Consider the following 15183-nt stretch of genomic DNA (forward strand, 5'->3'; position numbering starts at 1 on the left):
GGCTATTCAGCCTCTCGTTCGTTTGCCGCACCAAGGTTCCGGTTCAGCAGGCTTATGAGCTCTGAGGCGGATATATCTGGGCGCTCGCCTGCTTTTTGATAAAGAGCCTTTATCGATTCATAGTCTTCCTTTGTGTCAATGGTCAGCCGGTATTGAGGGCCGCGAAATTGTTCCGGCGCCTCTAAAAATTGAACGTGATAAAGATCTGGATGATCCCTTACATATAACGTGACATGCTCCTGATATTGATCCCCCAACGCCTGAATGCGGCTGATGTCTGTTAACAGCTTGGCGCTGACCGCTTCGCCGCAAATCCCTAACGGGGTATTCAGGATATACGTATAATCCGCTCCTTGATCAAGATGCGCCTTAATCATCATATCGAGCAGCTCTGGATCAACAAACGGATTTTCACCTGTTAACCGGATGACAACTGTCGGTTTGACAGCCTCAATGACCTTCACAAACCTGTCGAGAACACGTTCCTCACTGCCGCGAAAAACGCGAAAGCTATGTTTAACACAGTGCGCCTCTAATATGTCGTCAGTTTCTTTATCAGACGTGGCGATGACAAGATTATCCCGATCCTTTTGATAAAAGGCGCTTTGCCGGACGCGGTGAACGATCATATCGAGTAAGCGATTGGATCCGAGCCGACGCAGCACTTTTCCCGGAAGCCGTGTTGACCCCATTCTGGCTTGAATGATAAAGAGAATGTCATTCATGAAACGGGCTGTCCTTCACTAAAATGTCATCCCAGACAATGCCTGTGTCGGCCGGAATGTCTCTTACAGCCCGAACGCCGCAAGTCAGCAGCTCAAAAAATCTCGGGTGCATCCCCTGCGGCTTTTGCCCGGGGCGAAGCACTGCGATATTGTCTTCACTAAAAGCTTCACCTTTTTGAATCGGAGCCGTTGTAAAAATCCCTCTGTATGCAAAATTTCGGATTTCTCCTTCGATGGCGGTCGTTGTTTTGTATGAACTGCCAAGCAGTTTTTCAGAGACCGGCTTCCTGATTCCTTGTTTCATCTCAGCCTCGGTTTTCCTGATGCTTTCGACCATTTCTTTCAATTCGTCCGGATTTAACGCAAACGAGTGGTCGGCGCCCGGCAGGTTTTTATCGATCGTAAAATGTTTTTCTATCAGTCTTGCTCCGAGCTGAACCGCGGCACACGGCGCTTCTGTCGGATGCTCGCTATGATCGGAGAAGCCGATCACCGCATCAGGAAAAGCGGCGGCAAGCATCGGAATGACGCTGAGGTTGCTGTACTCCGGCGGCGCAGGGTATTTCGCCACACAATGCATAATGGCAATTTGATCGTTGCCTTCTGTCCTGATGGTGCTCCAAGCTTCGTGAATATCAGAAATTTCCGCTCCGGCTGTTGAAAATATCATCGGCCTGTTCATACGGGCGACATATTTGAGCAGCGGAAGATGGTTAATTTCATAGGATGCGATTTTAAAAGCGCTCGGCGAGGTGGAATGAAGCAGGTCGGCTGACCCTTCGTCACATACTGTGCTTAAAAAGATCACCTGCTTTTCTCGGCAGTAATCCAATAGCGGAGAAATCCAATCAGCTGGCATTTCCATTGATTGAACCAAAGAAAAAATAGAGACGTCCTTACCCGCCGCTGTTTTGTACAAACCAGGATCTTTCTGGTACATCTTATCAGCCTGGAACATTTGAAATTTCACGGCATCCGCTCCAGCTTCCGCCGCTGCATCAATCAGCGCAAAGGCCTGATCAAGCTTTCCATCATGATTAATTCCTGCCTCGGCGATAATAAATACAGGCGCGTCTTTGCCTACAGTTTTATTCGCGATCTGAAACTCTGCCATTATTTCGCCTCCTTGCCCGGCCAAATATGATAATAATAGTATGATTGTTCAGCGGTGAAGCCCATTCTTTCATAAAGGCGAATCGCCCTTACATTGTGAAGCTGCGTCCCCGCTGTTACCGTTTTATGCTTCTGTGTCTCCGGTTGTTCTATGAGATTCGCCAATAAATGAAACGCGATACGTTTTCCTTCAAACCCCGGCTTTACAGCCATCAAATCGAGAATACATTCATCGTCTCTTGATAAGCCCTGAAGATAGCCGATGACCTCGCCATTATGCTTAGCGGCAATATTTATAGCCGCCCTTCCATTCAGATTGTTTCGTGTCCACTCCTGAAAAATTTTGTTTGCTGCTTCACGGCTGAGATGAGGATCTTGAAAATATCTGCTTTTTGTAAACGAGTCTCGGGCCAGCTCACATATCGCTTCTGTGTCTCCAGGCTCAGGCGGGCCCAGTTCAAAAAACGGCGCTGTTTTGTCATAAAAAGACGGGGGCTTCGCCAGCTTCAGCAAACTGCCGACAAAGTAAGAGGATGGCTGCTGCTGTATCACATGCGCCGCTCCGATATCTTCAGCCGGAACACGAACAAAGATAAAATCCGTTTCATCCATTTGGCGTACAGAATAAAAAGCTTCAAACAGCCTCTTCAACTGCCCGGCGCTGTTTGCCGCAAGAAGTTTGACGTTCATGACTTTCTTCTGAAGCATCTGGCTTTCCCACAGAGAATCTTCGTAAAGCAAGACGCCTTGGAGCCTGCTGTTTTCAAAAAGGCCGAGGGAGAATTGATACGGAACGTCCAATGTAAGCTGCCTGCTTTGGAGAAAACTCTCAATCGCTTCTTTGGAGACATTTTCTTTTACCGTGTACACTTTAACCAGCCCCTTTTACGATATCCCGCACAGCGTCAATGACATCATGTACATCCTCGTCAGACATTGATGGATAGAGCGGGAGTGACAGGGTTCGTTTATAGTAATTCATGGCGATCGGGAAGTCCGCTTCCTTAAACCCGAATTGCTTTTGATAATACGGATGGGTGTGTACCGGGATAAAATGAACGCTTGTGCCGATATTGTATTCATCCTTTAAAGCCGTAATCATTTCGCCGCGCGTGACACCGGCCTGTTTTTCATCAACTTGCAAAACATATAAATGCCAGGCGTGCCTTCCGTCATCATGAACAAACGGCGTGATCAGCCCCGGAATCTGCTGAAAAGCGGCTTGATAGCGGCCGGCAATCTCTTCTCTCCGTTTCTGCATATCATCTAACCGTTTCAGCTGATGAAGACCGAGAGCCGCCTGCAAATCAAACATGTTCATCTTATAGCCGGGCGATTCGACTTCATAATACCAGCTGCCATTTGAAGAATAACGGTTCCATGCGGCTTTGCTCATGCCGTGAAGGCTCAGCACCCGGATGTTATCGGCAAGCTCCTCATCGTCTGTCGTCAGCATGCCGCCTTCGCCTGTCGCCAGGTTTTTAGTGGCATAAAAGCTGAATGCCGTCGCGTCCCCGATAGAACCGATCATTCTTTGCTTATAAGTCGTATACACCGCATGTGCTGCATCCTCCAGCACGAATAAGCCATGCTTTTGGGCAATTGCCAATATCGCATCCATATCACAGGACTGCCCGCCGAAGTGGACGGGTACAACTGCTTTCGTTTGCGGTGTGACGGCCGCCTCAAGCTTTGCCGGGTCAATATTGAGCGTGTTTTCGTCAATGTCCGCAAACACAGGGGTCGCTCCTGTATGAATAATCGTATTGGCGGTCGAGCTGAACGTAAGCGGAGAGGTAATGACCTCGTCACCCGGCCCGATCCCTTTTGCTTTCAAAGCCAAAAATAAAGCAGCGGTACATGAATTCAGCGCCACGGCGTGCTTTGCCCCGACAAACGCAGCAAACTCTTTTTCAAACTGCTGAACCTTCGGGCCTTTGGAGAGCCATCCCGATTCAAGCGTATCTGTAACCTCCTGAATTTCTTCCTTGCCGATTAACGGCAATGAGTAAGGAAGAAAATGATTTCTCTTTTGCACCATTTTCTTTGCGCTCCTATCATTTTATTCAGTATCTTCCCGCCTGTAATCAACCCCTGTTTTGGCTTTCAGTACCGAAAATAAAGCGTTTGTTGATTCTGCCACCGGATAATTAGCAGCTGTGAATGCCATACGCGCCTCTTCTGCTTTTTGATGCACGGCGGGACTTCGAAGAACCTCAATCAAGGTGCGCGCCAGTTCATCCGGCTGATCAAACATAAAATCGCCAAGAGACTCATAATACGGATACGAGCGGTTTCCGGATGATTTCCCGATCAGCACAGGCTTTTGAAACAGCATGGCTTCAAGTCCGACTGTTGAGGTTTGCGTCACTGCCGCGTCAGCATACGGCAGCAAATCATACAGATCCAGCTCCTTTTTGATGACTCTGCATGCGTTATGTTTTTTCGCCGCAGCGTGATATAGATCCAGCTTGTTTTTTCCGATTTCCCAAGGATGAGGTTTAATGATAATTTGCAGCTGTTTCTGATCAGAAAGCCCTTCTAGCACACCTGAATAAAAATCTTCTGAAAAGGGCTGGGTCGCAATGAGCACGATTTTTTTAGATGGATGAAAAGCAAGTTTTCGATAGAATGTGGACATGTCCATAGGGGTTCTGTTAAAAATCTGATCGAAGCGGGGATGTCCCGTTACGAGAATCTGCTCAGGTTTACAGCCTTTTCGTTTGAACCACTCCGCTTCATACGCACCAAAAACAGCTTGATAGGTTGTAAAAACAGGAATGAAGGCTTCATCTCCCATCAATGCGCCATGCTGAAGGCAAATGCTGACGGCCCCTCTCCTTTGACACATGAGAGCGAGCACCCTGCTGTAAATATCTTCTGCCGTTCCGACGACAACGGCCGAAATCTTCTCCTGCTCAAACAGCGTATCAACCGTATCAATGGCTTCCATAAATAAAGGAATATCTTTATAAAGCCGGTCGCGAAATGCTTGATCACCGAATGCCGGGTGGTCTTCAAAAGGGGCGAGAATCGAACAGGCTGTTTCGAGATACGGCTTCGGATCGCCTTTTTGGCATGATTCGGCAATCTCACGCTTGCTAATCACAGGCAGATCACAATAATGCGGCAAACTCCATCTGGCCAAAACAGCCGTTTTTTCAGGGTCAAATTGATAGTAATTTTCGTTTGAAAAACGCAGGTAATCAAAGTGCAAAATGACTTTCCCCTTAACAGGTTCATCGTTTGTTTTGACTATATTTTGAATTTTTTCTTCAAAAAACGGCTGAATCTGCCCTTCATCGATATGCTGATCCGCCGGTCCGAATAACTCCGGTTCTTCTTCCATCATCACCCTTAGCTCAGGGCTGATATATTGATAAAAATTACTGATAAGCCCAAGCGGAATCCCCTTGTAGCGAAGTCTGTCAAAAAGCTCCACATACTTCCGGTACAGCACCCAATAGTTGCTTAAATAGGCCGACAAGCTCTCACCCCATTCCAAGCTTTTTTAATGATTCCCGCAGCTCGCGGCAATTGCGTTGCGGAGGAAGGTTCCTGACAAATTCATTTTTTTCTGATTCAAACAGCTGAAAGTGAATCGATTGGTCGGTAATATAATTCAGATCCAGCTCCTCAGCCAGCGGGTAAAACGGATAAAAATGATTGACTCTCCAAAAGAACCGGGCATCCCCGATCCGGTAAAACGCCGGGCTTTCATCCCAATAGGAGCCAAACTCCTCCTTTACCTTCTCAAGCACTGAATACCTGTGCATCACCGAACAATGGTCGATGGCGCACGGCGCGTTCCACGTCACTTGGGCGGCAGGCCTGACAGTTTCTTTTATGATGTCGCGATGCTCGTTTAAATGATAGGTTTTGGATGCTGAGTAAATCACAGCCTTTTCAGGATGAGCATCGAGCTCCTGCACCATTTTCAGGAGCCGGTCCGGCATATAGATGTTATCATCCGTTGCATAGGTGATATATTCACCCTCCGCCATCTCTATCGCCTGATTGATCAGCGCCGCGTACCTCGTTTTTTCCGTTCTTTCCTTTACTCCAGATACATCACTTTGATAAAAACGCACTCGGTTATCATTCAAAAAAGGACGGATTACATTCAGCGTCTCTTCATTGGAGTTGTCATCCATAATAAACAATTCAAAATCTGAAAACGTTTGTGAGAGTATGCTAGAAATGGACTTTGCCACATAATCGCTTTTGTTATAGCTCGTCATAATGACTGATACTTTCGGCAAATCCTACACCTCCTTCTTGAAACTTCACACCTGAAACTAACGTTATCTTATGTTGCTTATGCGCAAGTTGCGCTAGGGATACAAACCAATATGCGAAAAGTTTGTGTATGTCTACGAAAAACAGCAGCTGCCCAGATCAAAATCTGTGCCGTCTGCTGCTCTTTTTCCGCATATTCCAAGCATCAGCCTCATAAGGTGAAAGAGATAAAAATCGCACCAGCGACTAAGATCGTTTTCCATCGGAGGTGAGTCATCGCGGAGCGTTCATCTATACATCCGGAACATGTTTTGATTGGTTTTCATAAAAAGGAGGAACGATATGAAACCGAAAAAAAATCAATATCAGCAAATGCAGGGATTTGATAATATGCAGGGGTATCAGCCTCAGTACGGTGCCAATCCGTACCCGCAGCAAGGCCAAGGCGGACAAATGCAGATGATGGGGATGCAGCCAATGATGCCAATGCAGCAGGGGCAGCAAGGACAGCAAGGCTTCGGCTTCCCGGGCCAGCAGCAGGGCGGCGGGTTTCAAATCCCATCGGGGCCGACACCGTCAGCGCCGGGCCAAAGCGTTCCCGGCATGCTGCCTGTTGAGGAATCTTACATTGAGAATATTTTGCGCCTGAACCGGGGAAAAACGGCTACCATTTATATGACATTTGAAAACAGCAAGGAATGGGGCTCGAAGATCTTTCGCGGCGTCATCGAGGCTGCGGGCCGGGATCACATTATCCTCAGCGACCCGAAATCAGGAACACGCTACCTGCTCCTGACAATCTACCTCGATTACATTACATTTGATGAAGAAATTGCGTATACGTATCCATACTCCATGTCGTCCTATTCGCCAAGATAAAGAAAAAGCCAATCACTCATATCATGAGGATTGGCTTTTTTGTTTATAGATATTTGACGGCTGCGACAACGATCATAATCCAAGAAATAATAAACGCCACACCGCCGAGCGGGGTAATCGCCCCAAGAATGGAGACTTGCGTCACACTGAGAATATATAAGCTTCCGGAAAACAGCACAATTCCCGCGAACATCAGCCAGCCGGCTGTCGTGACACTGCCGATGCCGGATAATTTATCGGCGAGAAACGCGACAACGAAAAGCCCAAGGGCGTGATACATATGATACTGGACGCCTGTGTGCCACACCTGAAGATATTTATCAGGAATTTTCCCTTCTAATCCGTGAGCGCCAAATGCCCCAAGTCCCACGGCAAGCAGAGCGTTAATAGCCCCTAATATGATAAAAACTTTCATCTATCTCTCCCGCCTTTTCGTTAAACTCATATCATTTATCTTATCGCACCTGAACCAAAATTCAACGTTTGTTCTCCGATGACACGAGATTGTCGGATTTTCTCCTGCGCCAAAGCTGAAACTGGTCTGCCGCTATTGCAGCAAGTGTCCCTAATACGAGCCCGTTGCTTAACAGAGAAATCAATACCGGATGCAATCCCTTTAATGCAGTTTCAGGAACAAACATGATACCGACCCCTGTCAGCAGCGAGATGCCGATGACAGACCGCACCCTTTTTAATTCTGCTTTCTCATATGAATCAAATTCTGCAAAGGCCAGACCTCCCATTGCGGAGAACACAACAAAGTTTACCGCAAATCCAACGGGTGATGGCAGGCTCGCAAACGCATTCATAAAAAACGGGATCACGCTGATCACGACAACCAAAATACTGCCGATCATAAACGGTTTTTTAGAAGACATTTTCGTCGTCTCAATAAAACCTGCGGCTCCCGAAATCGGAACCGGAGCAATGGCTCCTGTCAAACCGCTCAGCAGATGGCTGAATGAGGCGGCAAAACCGGCATGTCGTTCATGATGCTGTTCATCCGGCTGTTTGCCGAATTTCTTCACAGCGATGTCCACAACCTTCATGCTCGCCAGCATATTTACGATCAGCAAGATGGTAATAAAAATTGAGGTGATGATCAGGCCGCTGTTAAATAACGGGGCGCCAAAAGGAAACAAGGAAGGCAGCTGAAACAGCCGATCCGGCATTTCAATCGGCTTTGCCGCTCCAGCAGCCGCAAACAGCACCCACCCGCCGAACAGGGCCAATAAAATAGAATATTGCTTGAAAAACATGCTGTTCGAATTTGTCATCATAAAGGCGGCAGCGATCACAACAAGTGCCAGGCCAAATACAAGACCGTCCACCCCGTCCTTACGATAGCCGATTCCGAGAATTCCTTTTATAATGGGCTGACTCAGCTGCATCACCAGCAGCAATAAATAGACACCCGTGACAACCGGAGTAAACAATTTTGCAAGCCGGTCAATGACCTTGAAAACACTTAACAAAAAGAAACATACAGCGCTTACAAGAAGAGCTCCCTGCAAACCGCGCAGTGTGTCCCCATATGTCGCAAACACAGTTCCCGTCAGCCCGGCGTAGATTGTATACACTCCCCACCACAAGCCCGCGGGGCTTTCATTGATCGGCAGTCTGTGGCCTTTCAAACACTGAATGACGGCGGCAATTCCCAGCACAAAAAAGGTGCTTTGGATCAATCTCGCAGAATCTGAGTGATCCAAATGAAACGACTGGGCAACCGCCACCGGAACAACAATCGCCGCAGCAATGATAAACGCTGTCCATTGCAGCGCACCAAGAACCAATTTCACGTAGCTCAACCTTTCTCATTAAAAATCAAATAAAGACTCTCCGTTTCCGTCCTCTTCCTGCTTCTCTTTTTCCTGCTTTCGATATTTGTTTAATCCCGTGCTTCCCATCATTTTTTCCATCATCAGCTGGTCTGTCGATGGCGGTGCGGCAGGAATCGGCGTGCTGCTCGGCTGTATGCGGGGCGCGCTCGCGGTCTCCGGCTGATCCAGCACGACGTCACACAACGAACGGACAACTGCTACGTAACGCTTCAGCTCCTCATCCCGTTCAGCTGTCTTTGCCTTTTTCAGCTCCTCTTCCATCTTTTGAATCAAAGCAGATATATGAATGTTCATCAAGAACCCTCCAAAAAATAAATGTCGTCTTCCTGCATTTTATCAAATTCCTGCCGCGAACGCAGATATGAGTTTGTTATTTTTTCTGACAAACCTTGCGCATTTGACAAGCAGAAGAGATTTTTCACATAATAAATCACCATACCTTACAAAAAAGGAGCGACGGAATGAACAGCATCCCCTCTATCGTCAGCAAGCATAAAGCCTATTTTGCGGCGGGGCATACGAGACCGCTAGAATCGAGACTGGACATTTTGCAGAAGCTGAAACAAGCCATCAAAATACATGAAGCCGATTTAACAGCCGCTCTCTATCAGGATCTCCACAAATCTGAACAGGAGGCGTACACGACAGAAATCGGAATTGTGTTGGAGGAAATCAGCTTTGTGATGAAACGGCTGAGGAGATGGATCAAGCCAAAACGAGTCAAAACGCCGCTGACTCATCTAGGCTCCAAGAGCATCATCATCCCTGAGCCGTATGGAACCGTTTTGGTGATTGCGCCTTGGAATTATCCCCTGCAACTGGCGCTTTCTCCCTTGATTGGAGCTATTGCCGCCGGAAACACGGTCGTTCTCAAACCGTCAGAATATACGCCGGCTGTTTCCGCTGTTCTTTCCAAACTCATCAGCAGCGTTTTTCCGAATGATTATGTCGCTATGGCGGAAGGCGGGCCCGATGTCAGCACAGCATTATTACAGCAGCCCTTTGACTACATTTTCTTTACCGGCAGCGTTGCCGTGGGAAAAATCGTCATGGAGGCTGCCGCCAAACAATTAATTCCCGTTACCTTGGAGCTCGGTGGCAAAAGCCCTTGCATTGTCCATAAGGATGCTGACATACAGCTTGCCGCCAAACGCATTGTCTTCGGGAAATTTACAAATGCGGGACAAACCTGCATCGCACCAGATTATTTATTTGTCCACGAAGACGTCAAAATGAAGCTCATAGAAGAAATGAAGCGTGCAATCATTAAATTTTACGGCCCTCAGCCCGAACGTAATCCGCAGTACGGCAAAATCGTCAGCGAACGCCACTATCAGCGGCTGCTCAGCTTTCTGAATGATGGCGTTCCGCTCACAGGCGGACAGTCTGATCCTGATCACCACAAAATAGCCCCGACGATTCTTGAGCAAGTGAAAGATGACTCTCCAGTGATGCAGGAGGAGATTTTCGGGCCGATTCTTCCACTCTTTACATACGGCGATATCGGCGAAGTCATTGAGAAAGTCCAATCGCGCCCAAAGCCGCTCGCTCTGTATGTCTTCACCATAAATAAAGAAATCGAGCGGGCAGTTTTAGAAAACCTGTCGTTTGGCGGAGGCTGTGTCAATGATACATTAATGCACGTCGCGACACCGTATTTGCCATTCGGCGGCGTCGGAGAAAGCGGCATCGGCAGCTATCACGGATTTGACAGCTTCAACACATTTACGCACAAAAAAAGCGTCGTCAAACAAACGAACCGCTTCGACTTCGCATTTCGTTATCCTTCCTCCAAAAACGGACTGCAAATAATTCGGAAAATACTTAAATAAAAAGCGCAGAATATCTGCGCTTCTTTTTTACAAATCCGGTATACACCAATCAATCGGGGCCTCTCCCATTTTCTCCAAGCACGCATTCGCCCGGGAAAACGGCCTGCTCCCGAAAAATCCGTTTCTTGCAGAGAACGGGCTGGGATGCGTGGATTCAATGATAAAATGCTTGGACGTGTCGATCCGTTCTTTTTTCATTTGAGCATGCCGCCCCCACAAAATAAAGACAATCGGCCGCTCTCTTTCATTCAGCACGTCAATAACCCGATCCGTCAGACGCTCCCAGCCTTTTCCCTTATGAGAATTCGCCTGTCCGCGCCTTACTGTCAGCACAGTATTCAGCAAAAGAACCCCTTGCTTTGCCCAACTCACAAGCGACCCGTGATTCGGGATGCTGCACCCGATGTCCTGCTGCAGCTCAAGAAAGATATTTTTTAATGAAGGCGGCTGCTTCACACCTGGCTTTACGGAGAAGCTTAAGCCTTGGGCCTGTCCTGGCCCGTGATACGGATCTTGGCCGAGTATGACGACCTTGACATCATCGTATGGGGTATAATGCAGCGCATTAAAAATATCCCGGCTGTCCGGATAAACCGTTTGCTCCGCGTATTCACGCTTCAGCATTTCTCTGAGCTCTTGATAATATGGTTTCTCAAACTCTTCCTTCAGCTGATTCCACCAGCTGTCTTGTAAAAGCTGTTTCAAGATTCAGGCCTCCCTTACGAACGATGAAGTCTGGAATAGACAGGTTTGCCATCCCAAACGATCTCACTTTGTGCTTCCCGTCTTTTCATCTCAGGCTCTTCAAGCAGGACGGCAAAGTTCTTCGTCGGCAGTTCCCCGAGTCCGTGCTTTTCACTTAAACGATCCAAATATTGTTTCCGCTTGGCGCCAAGGTCCGCGGACTGATTGTCTCCCGCGTCACTGAAGGCATAAATCACACTCGCACAAGGGACACGCTTCACCCGGTACTCCTTCGCCGCACGCAAATAAAAATCCCAGTCCCAATAATTGTGCACATCAGCATCGAAATACCCGATTTCATCATGCAGAAAACGTCTGTACATGCTGCCCGACGGCACGTATGTAGAGAACACTCTCATATCCTCGTAGTCAGCGGTATAAGCAAATAGCTTCCGCGAAACTGGATATCTTGTTCCGTTTTTCTCTTCAAACGAGACGATTTCCGCATCAGCATGAACAAAATCTGCCGTTTCTATTTCCTTCGCCATTCTCTCCACATGACCCGGCGTAAAGAAATCATCGTCATCACAAAGCATAATGCAATCGCCGGACGCCTCTTTTACACCGGCATTTCTCGCAGCCACATGCCCCGAGTTCTTTTCTAAATTGATGACAGCAATCGGCAGCTCCGGATACAGTGCTTTGACCGGCACGACCGATTCCCCGGCATCATTCACAATAATAATTTCATACGGCTTCAAGGTCTGCTGCGAAATCGACTCCAGAAGCTCACACAAAGCCGGAATCCGATTATAGGTCACAATTACGATAGAAATCTTCATGATGCTCTCCTTCTCATTTTCATAGTCATGTACTATTAAAACATATATTGGACAGGAGATCAGTGGGAATATCCTACTGAAACGGGATACTAGAATGATAGAAACAGTAATGTGGCTCCGATCAGAAGCACCATGATCAGTATCAGATCTCCAAAGACAGGAAAAAGATCTTTCAGGCGGACGCCATTCGGAAGGATGAGATGCCACAGCTTAGATTGATAGACCGGAAGCAGCACCAGCGCATAAGAAAGACACAAAAAAGTAAAAGCCGGCGGAACAAAAGCACAGCCTGCATCGTCCCAATTCATCACGATGTCTTTCATACTAGATCCATCCAATAAAAACAAAGATATCATGAAGGCAAGCAACACAAAGGACCCCAATTGAACCTCGAACAGGCGCATTTTCTGGTTATATGCAAATCGGACCGCCCAAAACCAGACATAAGCATATGAACATAACAGCATAAGAATGGCACCGGCTGTAAAGACGACATCAGGCAGCCAATCAAGCAGAAAAACAAAAGGCAAGCTGGCTAACATAGCCAAGAGCATGCAGCCACCAGTAAACAAAAATACTGCCCCATGAGCGACAAAGCCATATAAACAAGAGCTAATCCTCACGACATACACCTCCCTTACATAGAAATTCTATGTATATACCTAAAAAATCAGGCAAGCTGACGCCTGCCAATATAACAGCCCATTCGGCCGAATAACGGAAATAACAGCGTTGCACAAGCACAAGTTCCGACAAACCAAGGTGTCAGCAAGGATTGAAACAGCGTAGCAGGAATTACATTGAACAGAAAAACAAGCATAAAAATGACGTTTGGCACCATTGAGATCAGAATCGTATGTAAAACAAGCTTTTCTCCGCGTTTTCCAAACTCCCTCACCCCTTGATACCCAATCAGGACCCAGTAGATCATATATGCAGCTAAGATCAGCCACACAGAAACAGAAATGCCTTTCCATATAGCATGAACAATGGGTGATTCAAGCCAGGCATACATCATCGTAATGGCGATGCCGACAGCGAATAGTGAGCTGTTACAGAAAAGATGGAACATCAAAAACGCACGGAACGTTACAGGCTGTTCTTTTTTAAACGAAGAAACAATGTCAGCAGGCGTCCCGAATGCCAGTAATAAAGTCTGCATAGCTTCCGCCTCACTCTTCCCTTCTTGAAGAGAGTGAAGCAGATGATGTTCAATATGGCTCTCAATCTCTTCTATCACTGCCTCGCCTTCAGGAAGCTCCTTAAGCCCGTTTTTGATTTCAGATAAATACGTTTCTTTATCCATTCTGCCCGCTCCGTTTCAGCAATCGGTCCATCATAGCGGAAAATACGCTCCATTCCTTCGTACGTTCCGCCAGCACCTCTTTTCCTTCATCTGTAATCCGGTAATATTTGCGGTCCGGCCCTTTCTCCTGCTTTTCCCAATATGAAGAAATAAACCCTTGGCGTTCAAGCTTGTGAAGAGAAGGATACAAGGTCCCTTCTTTCATCTGCAGTTCATTTCCGCTGCGGCTTCCCATTTCTTTTACAAGCTCATAACCGTACATCGGCCGCTCGTTCAGAAGCGTCAATACCAATATAACAGTGCTGCCCTTCACCAGCTCACGATTTAACATCACAAAACCCCTACCTAGTATTCTTATGTAGCATTTTACGAAAGCCTCTTGATATTGTCAAATGATTCCTATCGTTCTTCTATATTGTGATACAGAGAAAATCTAACTATAATGAAAGACAAAACATGATGGAGGTTCAAGACATGTCTATGCATAAAGCACTCACCATTGCCGGCTCAGATTCCAGCGGCGGTGCTGGGATTCAAGCTGATTTAAAAACATTTCAAGAAAAAAACGTATACGGGATGACCGCCTTAACGGTGATCGTTGCGATGGACCCGAATAACAGCTGGGACCATCAAGTGTTTCCGATCGATACTGATACAATTCGTGCCCAGCTTGCAACGATTACGGACGGCATCGGTGTGGACGCCATGAAAACAGGAATGCTGCCAACCGTTGACATTATCGAGCTTGCAGCAAAAACGATCAAAGAAAAACAATTAAAAAATGTGGTGATTGACCCGGTCATGGTTTGCAAAGGAGCTAATGAAGTCCTTTATCCGGAGCACGCCCAAGCCCTGCGTGAACAATTAGCGCCGCTAGCCACTGTCATTACGCCGAATCTGTTTGAAGCCAGCCAGCTCAGCGGCATGGATGAATTAAAAACAGTTGACGATATGATCGAAGCCGCGAAAAAAATACACGCACTCGGCGCCCAATATGTTGTCATTACAGGCGGAGGCAAACTCAAACACGAAAAAGCCGTTGATGTTCTCTACGACGGAGAAACAGCGGAAGTCCTTGAAAGCGAAATGATCAATACGCCTTATACACACGGCGCAGGCTGTACCTTCTCAGCAGCCGTGACAGCGGAGCTCGCCAAAGGTGCAGAAGTCAAAGAAGCCATTTACGCAGCGAAAGAATTCATTACCGCTGCTATTAAAGAATCCTTCCCGCTCAACCAATATGTTGGTCCTACGAAGCATTCTGCACTTCGCCTGAATCAACAATCATAAACAAAAAGGGCTGCCTTACAGAGAGGCAGCCCTTTTTAAATCACCGAAGACTTTTCACAGAAAAAACTGCCGATCCCATCGGCAGCCTGTTTATTTGATTTTTAAATTGTTTGCAGATTTCCTCAAAAATGTTTCTATCGACTGAACAAAAAGTGCATATTCCTTCATTTGTTCATATGCCCGCGTAAGAATTTCCGCCGTTTCACTGTGCGGCGTTGTTCCGCCAAGCATTTTTTTCAGCTGAAGCAGCACATCCTTATATTCTTCCCGCTTATCTTCAACTTGGTTAGCAGCCTTTTCCAAACATTCCGGTGTTATCTTCTGTTCATGTATATTCAAGAAAACAACTCCTTTTACAGAAAAAAATAGTAGGTTATCGTTGAAGAATAGCACAGATGGCTCAGATTTCACATAAGAAAATAGAAGGATTTT

Annotated in this window: 18 protein-coding genes; 3 read left to right on the forward strand and 15 right to left on the reverse strand. The window is 46.9% G+C overall.

Annotation, left to right across the window (positions count from 1 at the left end; translation table 11 throughout):
* Positions 1 to 2 precede the first annotated feature (2 nt).
* From AC0DBE_RS11970 to spsA, 6 genes are read right to left on the reverse strand one after another with little or no spacing between them, the layout of a single operon-like run.
* Complete coding sequence (locus AC0DBE_RS11970; protein ID WP_472962268.1) at positions 3 to 725, reverse strand: glycosyltransferase family protein; 723 nt, start codon at positions 723 to 725, stop codon at positions 3 to 5.
* Positions 718 to 1839, reverse strand: a complete 1122-nt coding sequence (locus AC0DBE_RS11975; protein ID WP_014115592.1) for an N-acetylneuraminate synthase family protein — start codon at positions 1837 to 1839, stop codon at positions 718 to 720. The genes AC0DBE_RS11970 and AC0DBE_RS11975 overlap by 8 nt, the downstream gene beginning before the upstream one ends.
* Positions 1839 to 2708 carry a GNAT family N-acetyltransferase gene (locus AC0DBE_RS11980; protein ID WP_061186535.1) on the reverse strand — a complete coding sequence of 290 codons (870 nt, stop codon included), beginning with the start codon at positions 2706 to 2708 and terminating at the stop codon, positions 1839 to 1841. Before AC0DBE_RS11980 ends, AC0DBE_RS11975 begins: the two co-directional genes overlap by 1 nt.
* A 1-nt stretch (position 2709) precedes the next feature.
* Complete coding sequence (locus AC0DBE_RS11985; protein ID WP_326197750.1) at positions 2710 to 3879, reverse strand: DegT/DnrJ/EryC1/StrS family aminotransferase; 1170 nt, start codon at positions 3877 to 3879, stop codon at positions 2710 to 2712.
* 21 nt (positions 3880 to 3900) lie between these two features.
* Complete coding sequence (locus tag AC0DBE_RS11990; RefSeq protein ID WP_087987334.1) at positions 3901 to 5325, reverse strand: CDP-glycerol glycerophosphotransferase family protein; 1425 nt, start codon at positions 5323 to 5325, stop codon at positions 3901 to 3903.
* A gap of 4 nt (positions 5326 to 5329) precedes the next feature.
* Entirely contained in the window at positions 5330 to 6100 is a 771-nt protein-coding gene (gene spsA / locus AC0DBE_RS11995) for a spore coat dTDP-glycosyltransferase SpsA (protein ID WP_014115596.1), read from the reverse strand.
* 319 nt (positions 6101 to 6419) lie between these two features.
* Between spsA and gerQ the strand changes: the two genes are divergently transcribed.
* Positions 6420 to 6956 carry a spore coat protein GerQ gene (gene gerQ / locus AC0DBE_RS12000; RefSeq protein ID WP_014115597.1) on the forward strand — a complete coding sequence of 179 codons (537 nt, stop codon included), beginning with the start codon at positions 6420 to 6422 and terminating at the stop codon, positions 6954 to 6956.
* 43 nt (positions 6957 to 6999) lie between these two features.
* Here the strand turns inward: gerQ and AC0DBE_RS12005 are convergent, their stop codons facing one another.
* From AC0DBE_RS12005 to AC0DBE_RS12015, 3 genes are all read right to left on the reverse strand, one after another.
* On the reverse strand, positions 7000 to 7371 hold the full coding sequence (locus AC0DBE_RS12005) for a DUF423 domain-containing protein (RefSeq protein ID WP_003222123.1): 372 nt from the start codon (positions 7369 to 7371) through the stop codon (positions 7000 to 7002).
* Positions 7372 to 7432: 61 nt separating this feature from the next.
* Entirely contained in the window at positions 7433 to 8755 is a 1323-nt protein-coding gene (locus AC0DBE_RS12010; RefSeq protein WP_472962273.1) for a purine/pyrimidine permease, read from the reverse strand.
* A gap of 18 nt (positions 8756 to 8773) precedes the next feature.
* Positions 8774 to 9091 carry a YwdI family protein gene (locus AC0DBE_RS12015; protein ID WP_072183239.1) on the reverse strand — a complete coding sequence of 106 codons (318 nt, stop codon included), beginning with the start codon at positions 9089 to 9091 and terminating at the stop codon, positions 8774 to 8776.
* Between the two features lie 167 nt (positions 9092 to 9258).
* Between AC0DBE_RS12015 and AC0DBE_RS12020 the strand changes: the two genes are divergently transcribed.
* Positions 9259 to 10629 carry an aldehyde dehydrogenase gene (locus AC0DBE_RS12020; protein WP_472962274.1) on the forward strand — a complete coding sequence of 457 codons (1371 nt, stop codon included), beginning with the start codon at positions 9259 to 9261 and terminating at the stop codon, positions 10627 to 10629.
* A gap of 27 nt (positions 10630 to 10656) precedes the next feature.
* Here the strand turns inward: AC0DBE_RS12020 and AC0DBE_RS12025 are convergent, their stop codons facing one another.
* The 5 genes from AC0DBE_RS12025 to AC0DBE_RS12045 all read right to left on the reverse strand — a co-directional run bounded on the left by AC0DBE_RS12025 (position 10657) and on the right by AC0DBE_RS12045 (position 13792).
* Positions 10657 to 11334 (reverse strand): uracil-DNA glycosylase, encoded by a 678-nt coding sequence (locus AC0DBE_RS12025; RefSeq protein WP_014115602.1) that lies wholly within the window; start codon positions 11332 to 11334, stop codon positions 10657 to 10659.
* Positions 11335 to 11348: 14 nt separating this feature from the next.
* Positions 11349 to 12155 carry a glycosyltransferase family 2 protein gene (locus AC0DBE_RS12030; protein ID WP_014115603.1) on the reverse strand — a complete coding sequence of 269 codons (807 nt, stop codon included), beginning with the start codon at positions 12153 to 12155 and terminating at the stop codon, positions 11349 to 11351.
* Between the two features lie 89 nt (positions 12156 to 12244).
* Entirely contained in the window at positions 12245 to 12778 is a 534-nt protein-coding gene (locus AC0DBE_RS12035) for a hypothetical protein (protein ID WP_041521100.1), read from the reverse strand.
* 47 nt (positions 12779 to 12825) lie between these two features.
* Entirely contained in the window at positions 12826 to 13461 is a 636-nt protein-coding gene (locus AC0DBE_RS12040; protein ID WP_472962277.1) for a permease prefix domain 1-containing protein, read from the reverse strand.
* Complete coding sequence (locus tag AC0DBE_RS12045) at positions 13454 to 13792, reverse strand: PadR family transcriptional regulator (RefSeq protein ID WP_014115606.1); 339 nt, start codon at positions 13790 to 13792, stop codon at positions 13454 to 13456. Before AC0DBE_RS12045 ends, AC0DBE_RS12040 begins: the two co-directional genes overlap by 8 nt.
* 143 nt (positions 13793 to 13935) lie before the next feature.
* On the opposite strand from AC0DBE_RS12045, the gene AC0DBE_RS12050 reads away from it, so the two are divergent.
* The gene (locus AC0DBE_RS12050) at positions 13936 to 14751 is read left to right on the forward strand and encodes a bifunctional hydroxymethylpyrimidine kinase/phosphomethylpyrimidine kinase (protein WP_472962279.1); all 816 of its coding nucleotides are present in this window, start codon (positions 13936 to 13938) and stop codon (positions 14749 to 14751) included.
* Positions 14752 to 14841: 90 nt separating this feature from the next.
* Here the strand turns inward: AC0DBE_RS12050 and AC0DBE_RS12055 are convergent, their stop codons facing one another.
* A complete protein-coding gene (locus AC0DBE_RS12055) occupies positions 14842 to 15090 on the reverse strand; it encodes a hypothetical protein (RefSeq protein ID WP_003243437.1) in 249 nt (82 codons plus the stop codon).
* Positions 15091 to 15183 lie beyond the last annotated feature (93 nt).

The organism is Bacillus sp. VA15 (genome assembly GCF_055721145.1).

Coding starts and splice junctions, on each gene's coding strand:
- AC0DBE_RS12040 (WP_472962277.1), bottom strand. CDS start 13,461: ATGGATAAAGAAACGTATTTATCTGAAATCAAAAACGGGCTTAAGGAG.
- AC0DBE_RS12030 (WP_014115603.1), bottom strand. CDS start 12,155: ATGAAGATTTCTATCGTAATTGTGACCTATAATCGGATTCCGGCTTTG.
- AC0DBE_RS12020 (WP_472962274.1), top strand. CDS start 9,259: ATGAACAGCATCCCCTCTATCGTCAGCAAGCATAAAGCCTATTTTGCG.
- AC0DBE_RS11970 (WP_472962268.1), bottom strand. CDS start 725: ATGAATGACATTCTCTTTATCATTCAAGCCAGAATGGGGTCAACACGG.
- AC0DBE_RS12045 (WP_014115606.1), bottom strand. CDS start 13,792: ATGTTAAATCGTGAGCTGGTGAAGGGCAGCACTGTTATATTGGTATTG.
- AC0DBE_RS11975 (WP_014115592.1), bottom strand. CDS start 1,839: ATGGCAGAGTTTCAGATCGCGAATAAAACTGTAGGCAAAGACGCGCCT.
- AC0DBE_RS12015 (WP_072183239.1), bottom strand. CDS start 9,091: ATGAACATTCATATATCTGCTTTGATTCAAAAGATGGAAGAGGAGCTG.
- AC0DBE_RS12005 (WP_003222123.1), bottom strand. CDS start 7,371: ATGAAAGTTTTTATCATATTAGGGGCTATTAACGCTCTGCTTGCCGTG.
- AC0DBE_RS11985 (WP_326197750.1), bottom strand. CDS start 3,879: ATGGTGCAAAAGAGAAATCATTTTCTTCCTTACTCATTGCCGTTAATC.
- gerQ (WP_014115597.1), top strand. CDS start 6,420: ATGAAACCGAAAAAAAATCAATATCAGCAAATGCAGGGATTTGATAAT.
- AC0DBE_RS12050 (WP_472962279.1), top strand. CDS start 13,936: ATGTCTATGCATAAAGCACTCACCATTGCCGGCTCAGATTCCAGCGGC.